The organism is Pseudomonas sp. NFACC41-3 (assembly GCF_900109505.1).
Lineage (GTDB): Bacteria > Pseudomonadota > Gammaproteobacteria > Pseudomonadales > Pseudomonadaceae > Aquipseudomonas > Aquipseudomonas chlororaphis.
Window position 1 is genome coordinate 996,665 of record NZ_FOAE01000002.1, and the last position, 14,455, is coordinate 1,011,119.

11 protein-coding genes are annotated in these 14,455 nt (G+C 63.8%); 6 read left to right on the forward strand and 5 right to left on the reverse strand.

Annotated elements, in window-relative coordinates; translation table 11 throughout:
• Positions 1-199: 199 nt before the first annotated feature.
• A complete protein-coding gene (locus BMY68_RS14015; RefSeq protein ID WP_085531649.1) occupies positions 200-1,252 on the forward strand; it encodes a hypothetical protein in 1,053 nt (350 codons plus the stop codon).
• Between the two features lie 504 nt (positions 1,253-1,756).
• Positions 1,757-2,128, forward strand: a complete 372-nt coding sequence (locus tag BMY68_RS14020) for a DUF6124 family protein (RefSeq protein WP_085531648.1) — start codon at positions 1,757-1,759, stop codon at positions 2,126-2,128.
• 130 nt (positions 2,129-2,258) lie between these two features.
• On the opposite strand, the gene BMY68_RS14025 is transcribed toward BMY68_RS14020, so the two are convergent.
• From BMY68_RS14025 to dsbD, 4 genes are all read right to left on the reverse strand, one after another.
• The gene (locus BMY68_RS14025) at positions 2,259-5,615 is read right to left on the reverse strand and encodes a DEAD/DEAH box helicase (protein WP_085531647.1); all 3,357 of its coding nucleotides are present in this window, start codon (positions 5,613-5,615) and stop codon (positions 2,259-2,261) included.
• An 88-nt stretch (positions 5,616-5,703) separates the two neighbouring features.
• On the reverse strand, positions 5,704-6,471 hold the full coding sequence (gene dsbG / locus BMY68_RS14030) for a thiol:disulfide interchange protein DsbG (RefSeq protein ID WP_085531645.1): 768 nt from the start codon (positions 6,469-6,471) through the stop codon (positions 5,704-5,706).
• Complete coding sequence (locus BMY68_RS14035) at positions 6,447-7,319, reverse strand: TlpA disulfide reductase family protein (protein ID WP_009044901.1); 873 nt, start codon at positions 7,317-7,319, stop codon at positions 6,447-6,449. The genes dsbG and BMY68_RS14035 overlap by 25 nt, the downstream gene beginning before the upstream one ends.
• A complete protein-coding gene (gene dsbD, locus BMY68_RS14040) occupies positions 7,319-9,058 on the reverse strand; it encodes a protein-disulfide reductase DsbD (RefSeq protein WP_085531643.1) in 1,740 nt (579 codons plus the stop codon). Before dsbD ends, BMY68_RS14035 begins: the two co-directional genes overlap by 1 nt.
• 154 nt (positions 9,059-9,212) lie before the next feature.
• Between dsbD and BMY68_RS14045 the strand changes: the two genes are divergently transcribed.
• From BMY68_RS14045 to BMY68_RS14060, 4 genes are all read left to right on the forward strand, one after another.
• Complete coding sequence (locus BMY68_RS14045; RefSeq protein ID WP_007922871.1) at positions 9,213-9,890, forward strand: response regulator; 678 nt, start codon at positions 9,213-9,215, stop codon at positions 9,888-9,890.
• Positions 9,891-11,216, forward strand: coding sequence for an ATP-binding protein (locus BMY68_RS14050; protein ID WP_175510545.1), 1,326 nt, complete (start codon positions 9,891-9,893; stop codon positions 11,214-11,216).
• Positions 11,217-11,489: 273 nt separating this feature from the next.
• Positions 11,490-12,902, forward strand: coding sequence for an aspartate aminotransferase family protein (locus tag BMY68_RS14055; protein ID WP_085531641.1), 1,413 nt, complete (start codon positions 11,490-11,492; stop codon positions 12,900-12,902).
• 81 nt (positions 12,903-12,983) lie between these two features.
• Positions 12,984-13,208, forward strand: a complete 225-nt coding sequence (locus tag BMY68_RS14060) for an MbtH family protein (RefSeq protein ID WP_045881987.1) — start codon at positions 12,984-12,986, stop codon at positions 13,206-13,208.
• A 290-nt stretch (positions 13,209-13,498) separates the two neighbouring features.
• On the opposite strand, the gene BMY68_RS14065 is transcribed toward BMY68_RS14060, so the two are convergent.
• Complete coding sequence (locus BMY68_RS14065) at positions 13,499-14,326, reverse strand: class I SAM-dependent methyltransferase (protein ID WP_085531639.1); 828 nt, start codon at positions 14,324-14,326, stop codon at positions 13,499-13,501.
• Positions 14,327-14,455 lie beyond the last annotated feature (129 nt).

The following is a 14,455-nucleotide window of genomic DNA, read 5'->3' on the forward strand; positions in this document are numbered from 1 at the left end:
CTGACGTTATCGCGAGCAAGCTTCGCTCCTACAGAAACCGTATTTCTCCTGGTGGATCGCATTCTTCTGTAGGAGCGGCCGGTCGACGCTCGATTGCCCGCGATTCGATCTCACGACCACCACCCGACCCTCTGCTATAGTCGCGCCCGGCTCAGGTCCAAGCACCTGCGCCGGGCGTTTTCATTCAGGGACAGGGGCGATGACGGAACATATTTACTGGCGCGATATCGAGGACTTGGCCGGCAATTGGAACGGCCTGGGTGTGGACGTCCAGCGCCCGGCCAGCGGCAAGCCGAACTTGCGCCTGCTCAGTGGCCACAACCGACGCATGCAACTGGTGCTGGGTGACCAGACGCTGCTCTGGGGCACCATGTCCCGCTGCCTTTACGGCGTGTGGCTGGTACGCAATCACCTGGTGGAGCAATGGCCGCAAACCCTGGTGGGCCCCATCGATTCGCCCCAGGTGGAGCAACTGCTACGCCTCGACCCGGCCCTGCGCCTCAAGGCCTGGAGCCGCTTCTTCGTCCAGCAGTTGATGCAGCACCAGCCGGATTTTTTCTACCCGGGCTACTGGCTGGTCCGGGCCCTGCGCCCGGAATCCCTCAAGCCGATGCGGCCGTTGCTGAGCGGCACCGAAGCCTGGTACTTCAAGGGCGGTGAAGACGCCCTGAGCCATATGCCGCAGTGGGCGATCTACGGCCGCAACATCCTCGACAACCGGCAACCCGGCGCGGCGCGCTGGGTCGAGTTGGGCGAGAGTGGCGGCGCGGTGGTCGGCCTGCATGCAGTGGACCCGCATTCCGGGCGCCTCAAATGGTGGCGCAAGAAAGCCCGCGAAGGCAGCTTGCCGCCCATCCTGCTGTGGTACGTGAGTGGCCTGAGCTGCCACCTGATTCTCGATGGCCATTACCGCTTGCAGGCGGCCATCGATGAAAACCTTCCCCCGGAGTTCCTGGTGCTCAGCTCGCCGCGGCTCTTCAGCTATCGCCCGAACCCGCAAGAGCAGCAGAAGGTGCTGGGGGCGCTGCAGATGCAGATCCAGCGCAAGAACCTGGAAACGGTGCGTTTCAACCAACTGCTGATCAGCACCTTCGATGACCGGCCGTATCACGGTTTCGGCAGCCAGTCGTGGGCCGGGATTGCCTCGGAAAAGGTCTGGGTCGATCAGGTCAGCGGCCTCCTCAACGAACGAGGCGACACGGGCGAGCTGGAGAACATCCTTGCCCGCGAAGCGCCGGACGAGTTCGCCTGAGCCTTGCGCACAAATGCCGAATGTTGACGCCCCTGTAGCCGCTGCCGAGCGCAGCGAGGCTGCGCTCGGGCGCGAAGCGGCCGCAAACCCGGCGACGGGATTTTGCCTGACACACCGCGTTGGCAGGTTTGGCGCCTGCTGCGCAGTCGATCGCAGCCTCGCTGCGCTCGGCAGCGGCTACAGGGGGCTGATTCGCTTTCTTTTGTAAGGCTTTTCCTAGAAACTTCTGCGCGCTTGAGTGCGCCTGTATGCGGGGCTAGGCTGCCTGGGTCATCGCCAAATCGGTGACACGGATGTGCAAGTCCGGGCTCTTACCAGGTGCAGAAGCGCTCAGTCGTGAGTGAGCGTTTTCATGTCCGCTGCTTTATGGCGGCCATGCGCGGGAGATCCTCGGATCTGCTGAGTGGCCTGGTAGCTCGGTCTTGCACACCCGCGTATGGCTGCCACCCTTAATTCGTGTGCAAGCGAACGGTGTCAGCTCCTTTATTTACCAGGAGCTCAACCATGAAAAAACTTGTTCCCGATCCACCTGTTGATTCCAGCACCTACCGCAACCCCGAACTGAAACAGGCCAACCAGGCCCTGCGCCAATCCTTGGCCGAGCAACCTGTCGAAACGGTGCCGTTTGCTTCCTTGGCCACCACCGTATCGGTGCGTGTCACCCCGGATTCTCTTTTCTGTGTACGCGAAGGCATCAGCGCCGAAGAAGCCCTGGTGCATGTCTCGCTCTTGCTCAAATGCGCCGAAGAAGTCAGCGATGAAATCACCGAACGCGGCAGTGGCCTGGAGCGTGGGTTGATCTGGTCGATGGTCCATTCCGTGGAAATGGCCAGGGCGGTGGTGGATGCGTTGCTGGATGGGCGTGGCGCCCGTTGAACCGATACTGTTTTTTGAAGCGCGCATCGTGAGCGGGTTCGCCCCCACGGAGGCCTGATAGTCGTTTCACAATCAGGTATCCGTGGGGGCGAGCGCTCAGGTCAGCGTCAGGCGCTGACGGTGTTCAACGTTAGGTCTGTTCTTCCAGCGCATTCAGTTTCGCCAGAAATGAAGCGGGCCCCATTCTTTGCAGCGGGAATTTGCCGCGACTCACCGCATCGAAATAGCGCAGCGACCCCCACAGTTCAAAATCCCCCACCAGATAGACCCGACGTTTGGCCCGGGTGAGGGCAACGTTCAGCAGGTTAGGCTTGGAGGCGGCCCACTGCGCCGCTCCCGCATGCTCGGTGTCTGCCCCCAGCAGCATGAACACGGTGTCTTGTTCTTTACCCTGGAAGGTATGCACGGTGCCGACGGAGGCTTTCAACCACTGCTTCAACTCGCCCGCAGGTAATTTCGGGCGATGGTTGGGCCGGGCCCAGGCCGCCATGCGTATGGCTTTTTGCAGGGCCAGGCGCACGGCCTTGAACGGCGAGATCACGTACAGCTGCGGCAGCTCCCCATCGCGCAGGTACAGCTGCCCGAGCAGATCGACCATGAACTCGATCTGCTGGGGGACAACCTGTTTGTGTTCGACATTGCCAGGGATATCGACCCAGCAACTGGAGCTGTACACCGGGGCGTCCTGTTCGGCGTGGGCATTGGGCAGGCCAAAGACCATCTTGTTACCGTAGGCGATCTGGTTCGACAGGCTGAACATGGGTTCGATGCAGCGTCTGTGGACCCGCAACGGGCTGCCGATCCACAGCTCTTGATCGGTATCGTTCTTGAACACGCTGCCATACAGATTGTTGTGGTCCGCCAGGCTTTGCACCGACACACGATTGGGGGCGAAGGCATCGTTCGCCGTGTGTACCGATAGCTGGCCCAGGGTCTTGACCAGGCGTTGCGGCAGGGTGAAGACCGGCTCGATTTGCAGGGGGTCGCCCACCACCATGGCTCTTTGCGCCCGCCACAAGGCACCGACGGCGGCCTGGGGCACGGCTTGTCCCGCCTCGTCGATGTACAGCCAGCCCAAAGAGCCAGCACCCAACCCACGGAACTGGTTGGCAAAGGAGGCAAAGGTGCTCGAGACCACCGGAATCACCATGAACAGGCTTTGCCAGAGCACCTGGGTCAGTCGCTCATCCTCGGGGGTCTTGTTGCTCAGCAACAGGCTGATGGCGGCGAGGTTGGCGCTGAAGCCCTTGCCGTTCGAGCCTGAAGGCGCCACCTCGGCCAGCCAGGCTTCATGCAGGGTCAACGCCGCGGCGAACAAGGTCGAGCGCAAGCGATTGAGTGCTTCATCATGCCAAAGCCCATTGATCTGGAACTCGCTGTTCTCCAGCTCACTGAGCTGGCTTGGCAAATTCGGACGGCCCAGGCGGCTGGCGAAATCGTCCAGGCATCGGCACTTGTCTTGCCATTGCGCCAGACGGGTATCGAGTTCGCTTTTACAGAACAGCAATGCGGTTTGCGCGCTTTCAAGTTCTGGTCTGAGGCTATTGTTCAGAAGGCTTTTCGCGCGGTTGATCTCTTCATGCGCCTGACGCTGGAGCCGGGCATTCTCCAGTTGTTCGTCACGGTGGGTTTTAGCGGCTTGAGTATTGAACAAGCGCTTCCACCAGACCGGACGGCTGCGATCTATCAGGCGCTCCAGTTCCTGCAGGCTGCTCAGGTGTTGCGCTGATGCCTGAAGTTGCTGTTGTTGTTGGTCGACGGCTTGCTGGGCGGACACCCTGGTCTGTTCGGCCTGATTGAATGACTGTTGCTGAAGGTGCAGGAAGGCCTGTTCATCGGTAGCCGCCATTTCTTCCAGCAGGCTGGCGTAACGGGCTCGTTCCTCCAGTGCTTTGCTGACTTCCTCATCGGCTTTTTTGAAGGCTGCGCTGGCATCCTTGAAGGTGGGGCCCTTGTATTCATCCACCCATTGCCGAATCGTCAGTGGCCGATTGGGTTCGGTGGAGTCTACCGGGGCGAAGAACATGCGTTCCTGTAGCACTTTTCGGTTGTTGCTATTGCCGAGTGCGGCGCAGATCAAGCCCCAGGGTTTGTCCTCGTCGGACAGGTCGCTGATGCTGCCATCGCTTTTTTGTGCGGCAATCTTATGGGCGACCGGTTGCAGGTACTGCACGTCGCTCCAGCATTTTCCCAGGGATTTGCGTTTGGGCAGGTCTCGGGAAATGTTTTCCACGGCGGCATTGTTGGAGGAGGCCACCACCATTTCATAGCCGGTCAACTCAGGTTTGAGCGCGCGGATGGTGTAGGTATTCGGCATGCCCTTGAAGGTGACCTGCGGTTTTTTCCCGCCGACGAAAGCATCTTCCGCCTCGCTGTATCCCGCCAATACCCGCGCCCGACGCACGATGTTCTCGGCGAACATGTCGCGCAATAACGTCGTTTTGCCTGTCCCGGGTGGTCCGTTAACGGAGAACACCCCACTGTTTTCCAAGGTGCCGAGCGCGGTATTGATCGCGAACTGTTGCATCAGGCTCATGGCATGGCCGGGCTCATCCGGCCAATGCCCGGGGTTTATGCATTGCGGTTGCAGGGCCTGGTAAATGGCCTTGCGGCCATTGTCGGTATACAGGTCGATTCTTTTGCCCGGGTCGGCTTCGCCCAGGTATTGAAGCAAAGGCAGTGGCTGTTCTGCGCGTTGCAGGCTGGCGATCGCACGCTCGATGTCTTTTATGAAAAAGCTGTTGAGGATGTCGATCTCGGTATCGGGTTCTTCTTCGTCCTCGACTTCCGTTGCCTGTGCCGCAGAGGGTTGCGTGAGTGGTTTCTCGACCTTGGGCTGGGTCAGCACTTGAAGCAATGCGACAGCGCTACCGCTGTTCTGCTCAGGCGTGAAACTGGCCCAGTTGCACAGCAGTTGATGCAGGTGCATGACTTCCTCGGCCATCAAGGCTGGGTCATCGTTTTGCTGACGCTGTCCGTGGAAGTTGTGCAGCAGTTTGACCAACTGCTCCTTGGCGTCCTCGAAGGCTTGATGGCCAAGCGCACCAAGCCCTTTGCTCACCGTTTGCCCCAGGGCCCAGGGAGCCGTCGACAGTGACACGGCATCCAGTTGCGGGACGGCTTGCGCATTGAGCTTGATCTTGGCGAAGCACGTCAGCCCTTCAAGCTCCACCCGTTCCTGCTCTTCGTAGAAGGTGTTCTCGTCTACCGATAAAGCGGCCAGATACGGTTCGCAAAGAGTCGCAATGACGGAGGCGTCAAAGACCCCGATATAGAGATTGAAGCCTTTGACTTGAAGGTCGTCAGGTATGGAAAAGTTGCGCCAGCGGCTGTCCTTGCTCTGCTGGAGAATTTCCTGGGAGAGCCATCGGGTCTCCCATTCCTTGAAGTCCTCAACATATTTCCCGAGGGCATAAGGTAGAAAGAATTCCACCTTGTGCCAGTAATCGAGAATGTCTAAAAGCCTGGCTTGTCCTTGAGCTTTCAAAACGTCACATCCCTGTCTGCGTGAATAAAGGCAGTAGTGTAACGCTGTCGGTAAGGCTAAAGGCCATTAGCGGTCAGGTCGTTCTCATTCATTTGGGCCCGAAAATCTTGCCCAGCTTGTCCGGCGCGGGTGCGCCTTGTTGCTGTTGCAGCTCGCCCTTGTCGTCCATGTAGAAGATCGCCGGGGTGGCGGACAGCTCCAGTTCGTCCATCAGCGCCATGTTGGCGTCGAGCTTGGCCTGGACCTCGGCGGGGATCTTGGCCAGGGGCTTGAGGCTGCTGCCCTTGCCGGCTTTCTCGTGGTCCTGCAGGGCTTTCTGCGGGTCTTTGGCGGCCAGCAGGGCGGCGGATTTGCCGGGGCTGTCTTCGCGGATGATGCCGACCATGATGTGCCGCAGCTGAACCTTGCCGGCGTTCACCCAGGGCCGCGCCTGTTCCCAGAACATGTTGCAGTAGGGGCAGTTGGGGTCGCTGAACAGGTAGACCACGCGCGGCGCGTCGGCCTTGCCGTCGGCGATCCAGTGGCTCTTTTCCATCTTGGCCCAGACGGCCTTGGCCATTGGCGCGTACACCAGTTTCTGCAGCGGCTCGGCGCTCAGGTCCTTGCCGTCGGCGTCGTACAGGTTGCCCAGCAGCACATGCTTGCCGTCCGGGGTCAGGTACAGCGCCATGCCGCGGTTCTGGTACTGCGCGGCATAGCCCTTGAGGCCGTCCGGGGCATCGAAGCTGCCGACGATCTTGGCGCCTTTGGCTTCGATCTTCTTGACCGCCTCGGGCAGTTCTTCGGCGTGCAGCAGCGGGGCCTGGAGCAGGGCGGCGCCCAGGGACAGGCTCAGCAGGTGGCGGATGAAAGGCATGGCAATTTCCTTGAAGGGGCGGCCTGCGTGGCCGTGGTCGAATGCGCTGAGTCGAAATGTTCCAGGGCGCGGGCCAGGCTGGCTTCGGACAGCTCGCCCAGGTGGCTGCCGAGCAGGCGCCCGTCGGCGCTGTAGAACAGCGTAGTCGGTAGCGCCATGGAGCCCACGGCCTTGCCCAGGCGGCCGCTGCCGTCGAACAACACGTTGTTCAGGTTCAGCTCCTGGGTGGCCAGGAAGGTGCTGACGCTCTGCATGCTTTCGGCCTGGTTGACGAACAGGAAGGTCAGGTCTGGGCGCTGCTGCTGGGCTCTTTCCAGCACCGGCATTTCCCGGCGGCAGGGCGGGCACCAGGTGGCCCAGAGGTTGATCACCAGCGGTTTGCCTTGGTAGCTGGTCAGTTGCACGGTGCCGCCGTCGGGGTTGCGCAGGGCGATTTCCGGCAGCCGCGTGCCTTGTTCGAAAAGGCTCAGGGACAGGGTGGCGAGCAGCCAGAAGGCCAGGCCGCTGCCGACCCCGGCGCCCAGCGGCTGGCGCAGGGCCGGGCGGCGCCAGCCCCAGGCGAGGGCGGCCAGCAGCAGGACGATGGCCCCCGGCCAGGCGAGGAAACCGCCGTCGCGCAGGTCGATGATCTGCCACAGGTCGTGGCGGTAATGCTTCCAGTAGGCGACCACGAAGCCGATGCGCGCCGCCAGCATGCCCAGCAGGAACAGGCCGAACAGCACCGATTCCGGGTTCTCGCCACCGCGCTTGGCGACTCGCCAGCCGACCAAGGTGGCCAGCGCCAGGGCACTGATCAGCAGCAGGTGGTTGAGCGCGATGGCAAAGGTGCCGATGGTAAAGGTCAGCATCAACGGGCTTCTCGGGTAGCGGTCCAGCGTTGCAGGAAGGCAGCCGCGTCTACCTCACCGGTAATCCGCTGGCTGCGGCGTTCTTCGCCGTCCGGGCCGATCCACACCAGGCTCGGCGGCCCCGGCACTTTATACCGGTTGAGCAGTTCGCGGCTGGCGGCGTTGTCGGCCGTGACGTCCAGGCGCAGCAGGCGCACGTCTTTCAGGGCCTCGAGGACCTGGGGTTGGCCGAACACCTGTTTTTCCATGATCTTGCAGGACACGCACCAGTCAGCGTAGTAGTCCAGCAGCACCCACTGGCCCTGGGCCCTGGCGGTGTCGAGGGCGCCTTGCAGGGCGGCCGGGTCGTTGACGGTGCCGAAGGCGTCGTGGGCGCTGACGGTCGCCACGCCATTGCCGCCGCTGTAGACCTTCAGCGGTCGCCACAGGTCGTCGCTACCACCGGCGGCGCCCACCAGCAGCAGGCTGCCCCACAGGCCGAACACCACTGAACCGGCGCCGAACACATGCCCGGCGCGCCCGGCCGCGCGCATCTGCTGCCAGGCGGTGTAGGCCAGGACCAGCGCCAGCGCGCCCCACAGGCCGATCCACAGCGATTCGTCGAGTACCGGGCGCAGCAGCACGATGGCGGTGCCGAGAAAGAGGAAGCCGAACACGCCCTTGAGCAGGTTCATCCACGGGCCGGGCTTGGGCAGGAAGCGGTTGCCCACGGTCACCAGCAACAACAGCGGCAGGCCGATGCCCAGGCCCATGACGAACAGGATCAGCCCGCCGTGCAGGGCGTTGCCGCTCTGGGCGATGTACAACAGGGCACCGGCCAGCGGCGCGGTCATGCATGGGCCGACCAGCAGGCCGGACAGGGCGCCGAGCACCCCGGCGCCGACCAGGCTGCCGCCGCTGCGCGAGCGGCTGGCGTTTTCCAGGCGATCACGCAGGGCCGCCGGCAGTTGCAGCTCGAAGAAGCCGAACATCGGCAGTGCCAGGACCACGAACACCGCGGCAAAGCTGCCCAGCAGCCAGGGCTGTTGCAGCAGGGCTTGCAGGTTGGCGCCGAGCAGCGCGGCGAGCACGCCCATGGCGGAATAGACCAACGCCATGCACACCACATAGCTGCCGGCCAGGGCGAAGCCACGCCGCGGGCTGGCGCCGCTGCCCACCACCAGGCCGGCGAGGATCGGCAGCATCGGCAGCGAGCAGGGGGCGAAGGCCAGCAGCAGGCCGAGGCCGAAGAACACCAGCAGGCTCCAGCCCAGGGCCCGCTGTTGCAGGCCGCTGGCCAGGGCCTGGTCGCTGGCCTCGGTGGTATTGGTTGCATTGGTGGCGGCCGGGCTGCCGCCCAGGTCCACTTCCAGGGATTGCGGCGGGTAGCACAGGCCGGCGTCGGCGCAGCCTTGCCAGCCGACCTTGACCTTGCCGGTGGCGCCGGCGGGGATTTTCAGTTCCAGGCCCTGGCGATACACCTGCTGTGCGCCGAAGAATTCGTCGCTGTGGGCCTCGCCCTCGGGCAGCGCCGGTTTGTGTGCGTCCGTCAGGCCGTCGAATTTCAGCCGTTGCTGATACAGGTAATAGCCATCGGCGATCTGCCAGAACAGCTGGGTTTCCCCCGACGCCAGGCGTTCGGAGGTGAAGACGAAGGCTTTGCCGACCGGGAGAAAGTCGGGTTTGACCTCGAACGGGTTGTTACCCGCCTGGGCCAGGCCCGACAGCAGCATGAACAACAGGATGAACAGACGACGCATGGAAAAGCCTTAAACCGGTGCAAGTGGGGGGCACAATGGCCGATGGCGATTAACCGATGATTAACCCTGCACGCCTTGTGGCACTGGCGGTGCAGGCATAATGTCGGCTTAATCGGCGCTGGTTTTAATGCACCCCTTTTCTACAGGTTCCACCATGCACGTACTTGTCTGTGAAGATGATGAGCTGATTGCCAGCGGGATCGTGGCCGGCCTCACGGCCCAGGGCCTGACGGTCGAGCACGTGGCCACCGCCTCGGCGGCGCGGGCCATGCTCGGCGTGGCGGAATTCGACGTGATGGTGCTTGACCTCGGCCTGCCCGACGAAGACGGCCTGAAGCTGCTCAAGCAGCTGCGCCACAACGGCCTGGAAATCCCCGTGCTGATCCTCACCGCGCGGGACTCGGTCACCGACCGGGTCGACGGCCTGCAGGCCGGCGCCGACGATTACCTGCTCAAGCCCTTCGACCTGCGGGAACTGGCGGCGCGCCTGCATACCCTGTTGCGCCGGGTGGCGGGGCGCAGCGTCAACCTGATCGAGCACGGCCGCCTGACCTACGACCCGAGCACCCGCGAAACCCAGCTCGGCGGCCAGCCGGTGGACCTGTCGCGGCGCGAGCAGGCGCTGCTCCAGGCGCTACTGCACAACCGCGGCCGGGTGCTGTCCAGCGAGCAGCTCAAGGACAGCGTCTACGGTTTCAACGACGAACTGGAAAGCAATGCCCTCAACGTGCACATCCATCACCTGCGGCGCAAACTCGGCAACGGCATCGTCGAGACCGTGCGCGGCCTGGGCTATCGCCTGGGGCCGGCGGATGGCGGGGAGGAGTCGTAAGTGATGAGCCTGCGTTTGCGCCTGAGCCTGACCATCGGCGCGGCTTTCGTGCTGATCTGGGCGCTGGCCGCGGCCTGGATGTTCAGTGACCTGCGCAACCAGATGATGTTTTCCCTCGACCAGCGCCTGGTGGCGTCGGCGCGCATGGTCGCCGGCCTGCTGGAACAATTGCCGGCCTTGCCGAGCAAGGGTGAGGGCACCCATTTCAGCGCCGAACAGTTGAACATTCCCGGGGGCATGGCCTGCCAGGTCAGCTCCCTGCGCGGCGAGATCCTCGCCCGCAGCCATAACCACCCCGACGAAAAGCTCGAAGCCGAACGCATGGGTTTTCACGACCAGATGATCGACGGCGTGCGCTGGCGCAGCTTCACCCTGGCCCGGGGCGACCTGCGCATCACCACCGCCGATCGCCAGGTCGAGCGTGAAGCGCTGAACATGTCGGTGCTGCTGGCGGCTTCGGTGCCGGTCGGCGTGGCCTTGCTCGGTTGCCTGTGGTTGTTGTGGCTGGGGATCGGCCAGGGCCTGGCGCCGCTGAACCGCATGCGCGATGCCCTGATGCGCCGCAGCGCCGACTCCCTGGAGCCATTGCAGATCCAGCCGCTGCCCAGCGAGCTGCGGCCATTGCTGGAAACCCAGAACCAGCTGTTCCAGCGCATCGGCAAGACCCTCGAGCGCGAGCGCCGCCTGACCGGTGACGCCGCCCACGAATTGCGCAGCCCGCTAACGGCGATCAAGACCCACCTGCAAGTGGCGCGGATGACCGACGGCGCGGCCCGCGATCAATCCCTGGCGCGCGCCGAAGAAGGCGCCGACCGCCTGCACCGGACCCTGGAGCAGCTGCTGTTGCTGGCGCGGGTCGAAGGCAGCCTGTCGTTCGAGGACGGCGTGCAGTGCAGTGCCGAACAGGTGGCGAAAACCGCGATCCAGGACGCCGCCAGCGGCGCCCGGCAGCGGGTCAGGTTGCATATCGACGAGCGGGTCTCGACGGCGCCGCTGGAAATGCCCTCGGTGCTGGCCATCGCCGCGTTGCGCAACCTGCTGGACAACGCCCTGCGCCACACCCCGAGCGATGCGCCGGTGGAGCTGAACCTGGAAACCATCGGCAACCGCGTGCGTTTCCAGGTGCGCGACCACGGTGACGGGATTCCCGAGGATGACTTGCAGCACCTGACCCAGCGCTTCTGGCGCAACGGCCAGAGCACCGGTTGCGGCCTGGGCCTGGCCATCGTCCAGGCGATTGTCCAGCGCTGCGGTTGCGTGCTGCATTTCGACAGCCGGCCCGATGGCTTGCGGGTCGAGTTGACCATGCCGCTGCAGTCGGCCTGAGGGCCTATCGCGAGCACGCTCGCTCCTACAAGAAGGGTTGTGCTGCCCACTGTAGGAGCGAGCTTGCTCGCGAAAAAACTCGAATCGCCACAGTCCCCTGACGATTCGTCCGCTTCCCGTTATCTCCCCACGCAATAAACCCTCGCCTGGGTGTAAATCCTCTCGTCGCTGATGCGTTTCCAGAACAGGAAAACCTGCGAGTGCGCGCTGAACCGGCTGCGTACCTGTGTGGTGTGCGGTTTCGCTCAACTCATCAGCGTGAGGATTCGAGAGATGTCAGTTGCTACCAGCCTTGTCGACGATCAGCCCGCGCGGACCAGTCCCGCGCCTGCCGAGACGCTTTACCAGTTCACCGAATCGCCGTTGCTGGCCCGGCAGAACCAGCAGGAATCCAATGCCCGCAGCTATCCGCGGCGGATCCCGCTGGCGCTCAAGCGGGCGAGCGGGATTCATGTCGAGGACGTCGAAGGCCGGCGTTTCATCGACTGCCTGGCCGGTGCCGGGACCCTGGCCCTGGGCCATAACCACCCGGTGGTGATCGCGGCCATCCAGCAGGTGCTGGCCGATGAGCTGCCGCTGCTGACCCTGGACCTGACCACCCCGGTCAAGGACCAGTTCGTCCAGGACCTGTTCGGCCTGTTGCCGCCGGCCCTGGCCGCCGAAGCGAAAATCCAGTTCTGCGGCCCCACCGGCACCGACGCCGTGGAAGCGGCGCTGAAGCTGACCCGCACCGCCACCGGCCGCAGCACCGTGCTGTCGTTCCAGGGCGCCTACCACGGCATGACCCAGGGCGCCTTGAGCCTGATGGGCAGCCTGGGGCCGAAGCGCCCGCTGGGTGCGCTGCTGACCACTGGGGTGCAGATCCTGCCGTTCCCTTACGACTACCGCTGCCCGTTCGGCCTGGGTGGCGAAGCGGGGGTCAAGGCCAACCTGAGCTACCTGGAAAACCTGCTGAGCGATCCGGAAGCCGGCGTACAGCTGCCGGCGGCGATCATCGTCGAAGCGGTGCAGGGCGAGGGTGGGGTGATTCCCGCCGACCTCGACTGGCTGCGCGGCGTGCGCCGGATCACCGAGAAGGCCGGGGTGGCCTTGATCGTCGACGAGATCCAGAGCGGTTTCGCGCGTACCGGCAAGATGTTCGCCTTCGAGCACGCCGGGATCATTCCGGATGTGGTGGTGCTGTCCAAGGCCATCGGCGGCAGCCTGCCGATGGCGGTGGTGGTCTACCGCGACTGGCTCGACACCTGGCTGCCGGGCGCCCATGCCGGCACCTTCCGTGGTAATCAGATGGCCATGGCCACCGGTTCCGCGGTGATGCGCTACCTCAAGGAACACCAGGTGGCCGAGCATGCCGCCGCCATGGGCGAGCGTTTGAGCGAGCACCTGCGGATCCTGCAGCGCGACTATCCGCAGATGGGCGACATTCGCGGGCGCGGCCTGATGCTGGGAATCGAGCTGGTGGACCCGAGCGGCGAAAAAGACGCCCTGGGCCATCCGCCGCAGTTCAGCCGCCTGGCGCCGCTGGTGCAGCGTGAATGCCTCAAGCGCGGGTTGATCCTGGAAATGGGCGGGCGCCATGGCAGCGTGGTGCGTTTCCTGCCGCCGCTGGTGATCACCGCGGCGCAAATCGACCAGGTGGCGGATATTTTCAGCCGGGCGTTGGCGGCGGCGGTCGCCAGCCTCTAATTTTCCATGGGCCTTGAACGTTCCTTATTCACAACCGCTGCGCCTTCAGCGCGGCGAGCCTTATAGCGATGGAGACACGTAATGACTTCAGTATTCGACCGCGAGGACATCCTCTTCCAGGTAGTGGTCAACCATGAGGAGCAGTATTCGATCTGGCCGGACTACAAAGCTGTGCCACAGGGCTGGCGCACCGTGGGCAAGAGCGGCTTGAAGAAGGATTGCCTGGCCTACATCGAAGAGGTGTGGACCGACATGCGCCCGCTGAGCCTGCGGCAGAAGATGGACGCCCAGGCGGCTGCCAACTGATTACCCCGTACTGACGTGGACCTGTAGCCGCTGCCGCAGGCTGCGATAAGCCCGATAGGGCTTCGGCGCTCTTAAGATCGCTGACGACCGTTCCGGTCGATCGCAGCCTGCGGCAGCGGCTACGTACCTGGGTAGGAGCGAGCTTGCTCGCGATAACGACCCTCCAGCCAACGCCGATGTCGAGGCGGATAACGCTATCGCGAGCCAGCTCGCTCCTACAGGTGATTTGATCAGGTGCCGTTAGCAAAAAGCCCCGCCCTCGTGAGAGAAGCGGGGCTTTTTTGTGGGCGTCAGCCCAGGCGCTTGATGGCCTGCAAGGTGTAGCTCAATGGCAGGCGCCAAGGGGCGTGTTGCAGGTGCCATTCGCCTTGTTCGTCACAGCGCATCTGCCCGGGCAGGGCTTCCCAGGGGATGCTCTGGTGTTCCACCAGGCCGCTGATGTCCAGGCCGTGCTTGAGCAGCGCGCTGACGATTTCCCCCAGGCCGTGGTTCCACGCATGGGTCACCGTGGCCTTGAGCGGCCGGTCGGTACTGACGTAGGTGCTGTCGTCGTCCCATACCAGCGGTTCGCTGCGCTCGAAGTAGGGCAGGTCGACCACCAGCGCATCCTCGTGGCTTTCGTCCAGGGCCCAGAGCATCGGGTGGCCTTCGCGGATAAACAGCCGGCCGCCGGGCTTGAGCAATTGGCTGACATTACGCGCCCAGGTGTCGACGCTGGGCAGCCAGCACAAGGCGCCGATACCGGTGTAGACCAGATCGAACGCGCCTTTGGGCAGCACCTCGCAGGCCTTGTAGACGTCGGACTCGACGAACTCGATGGCGCTCCCGGTGCGCGCCGCCAGGCTGCGGGCTTCGGCCAGGGACGCGGGGGAGAAGTCCAGCCCGGTCATCCGCGCGCCGAGGCGCGCCAGCGACAGGGTGTCGGTGCCGATATGGCATTGCAGATGCACACCGCGCAGGCCGCTGATATCCCCCAGCAGCGGCAGGTCGAAACGCACCACCTCGGACAGGTGCCGCGGGTCGTCGACAAACATCTGTGCCTGGTAGTCCGGCGAGGCCGCGTGCAGCGGTGCGCGCTCGTCCCAGTTGGCCTGGTTGAGCTTGAGGTAGTCACTCATGGCGGGGCTTCCTGTCCGTTCAATAGGAGCAGCAGGCTAGCATCGGCGACGCGGGGATTCTTGGGGGAATGTGTAAGCCGCGCCATTTCCCCTGTAGGAGCGAGCTTGCTCGCGATAAATGCAAGAACA

Bases quoted from the DNA above. Each gene is read 5' to 3' on its own strand.
- dsbD (WP_085531643.1), bottom strand. From the start codon at position 9,058: ATGCGTCGTCTGTTCATCCTGTTGTTCATGCTGCTGTCGGGCCTGGCC.
- BMY68_RS14035 (WP_009044901.1), bottom strand. From the start codon at position 7,319: ATGCTGACCTTTACCATCGGCACCTTTGCCATCGCGCTCAACCACCTG.
- BMY68_RS14020 (WP_085531648.1), top strand. From the start codon at position 1,757: ATGAAAAAACTTGTTCCCGATCCACCTGTTGATTCCAGCACCTACCGC.
- BMY68_RS14055 (WP_085531641.1), top strand. From the start codon at position 11,490: ATGTCAGTTGCTACCAGCCTTGTCGACGATCAGCCCGCGCGGACCAGT.
- BMY68_RS14065 (WP_085531639.1), bottom strand. From the start codon at position 14,326: ATGAGTGACTACCTCAAGCTCAACCAGGCCAACTGGGACGAGCGCGCA.
- BMY68_RS14015 (WP_085531649.1), top strand. From the start codon at position 200: ATGACGGAACATATTTACTGGCGCGATATCGAGGACTTGGCCGGCAAT.
- BMY68_RS14060 (WP_045881987.1), top strand. From the start codon at position 12,984: ATGACTTCAGTATTCGACCGCGAGGACATCCTCTTCCAGGTAGTGGTC.
- BMY68_RS14045 (WP_007922871.1), top strand. From the start codon at position 9,213: ATGCACGTACTTGTCTGTGAAGATGATGAGCTGATTGCCAGCGGGATC.
- dsbG (WP_085531645.1), bottom strand. From the start codon at position 6,471: ATGCCTTTCATCCGCCACCTGCTGAGCCTGTCCCTGGGCGCCGCCCTG.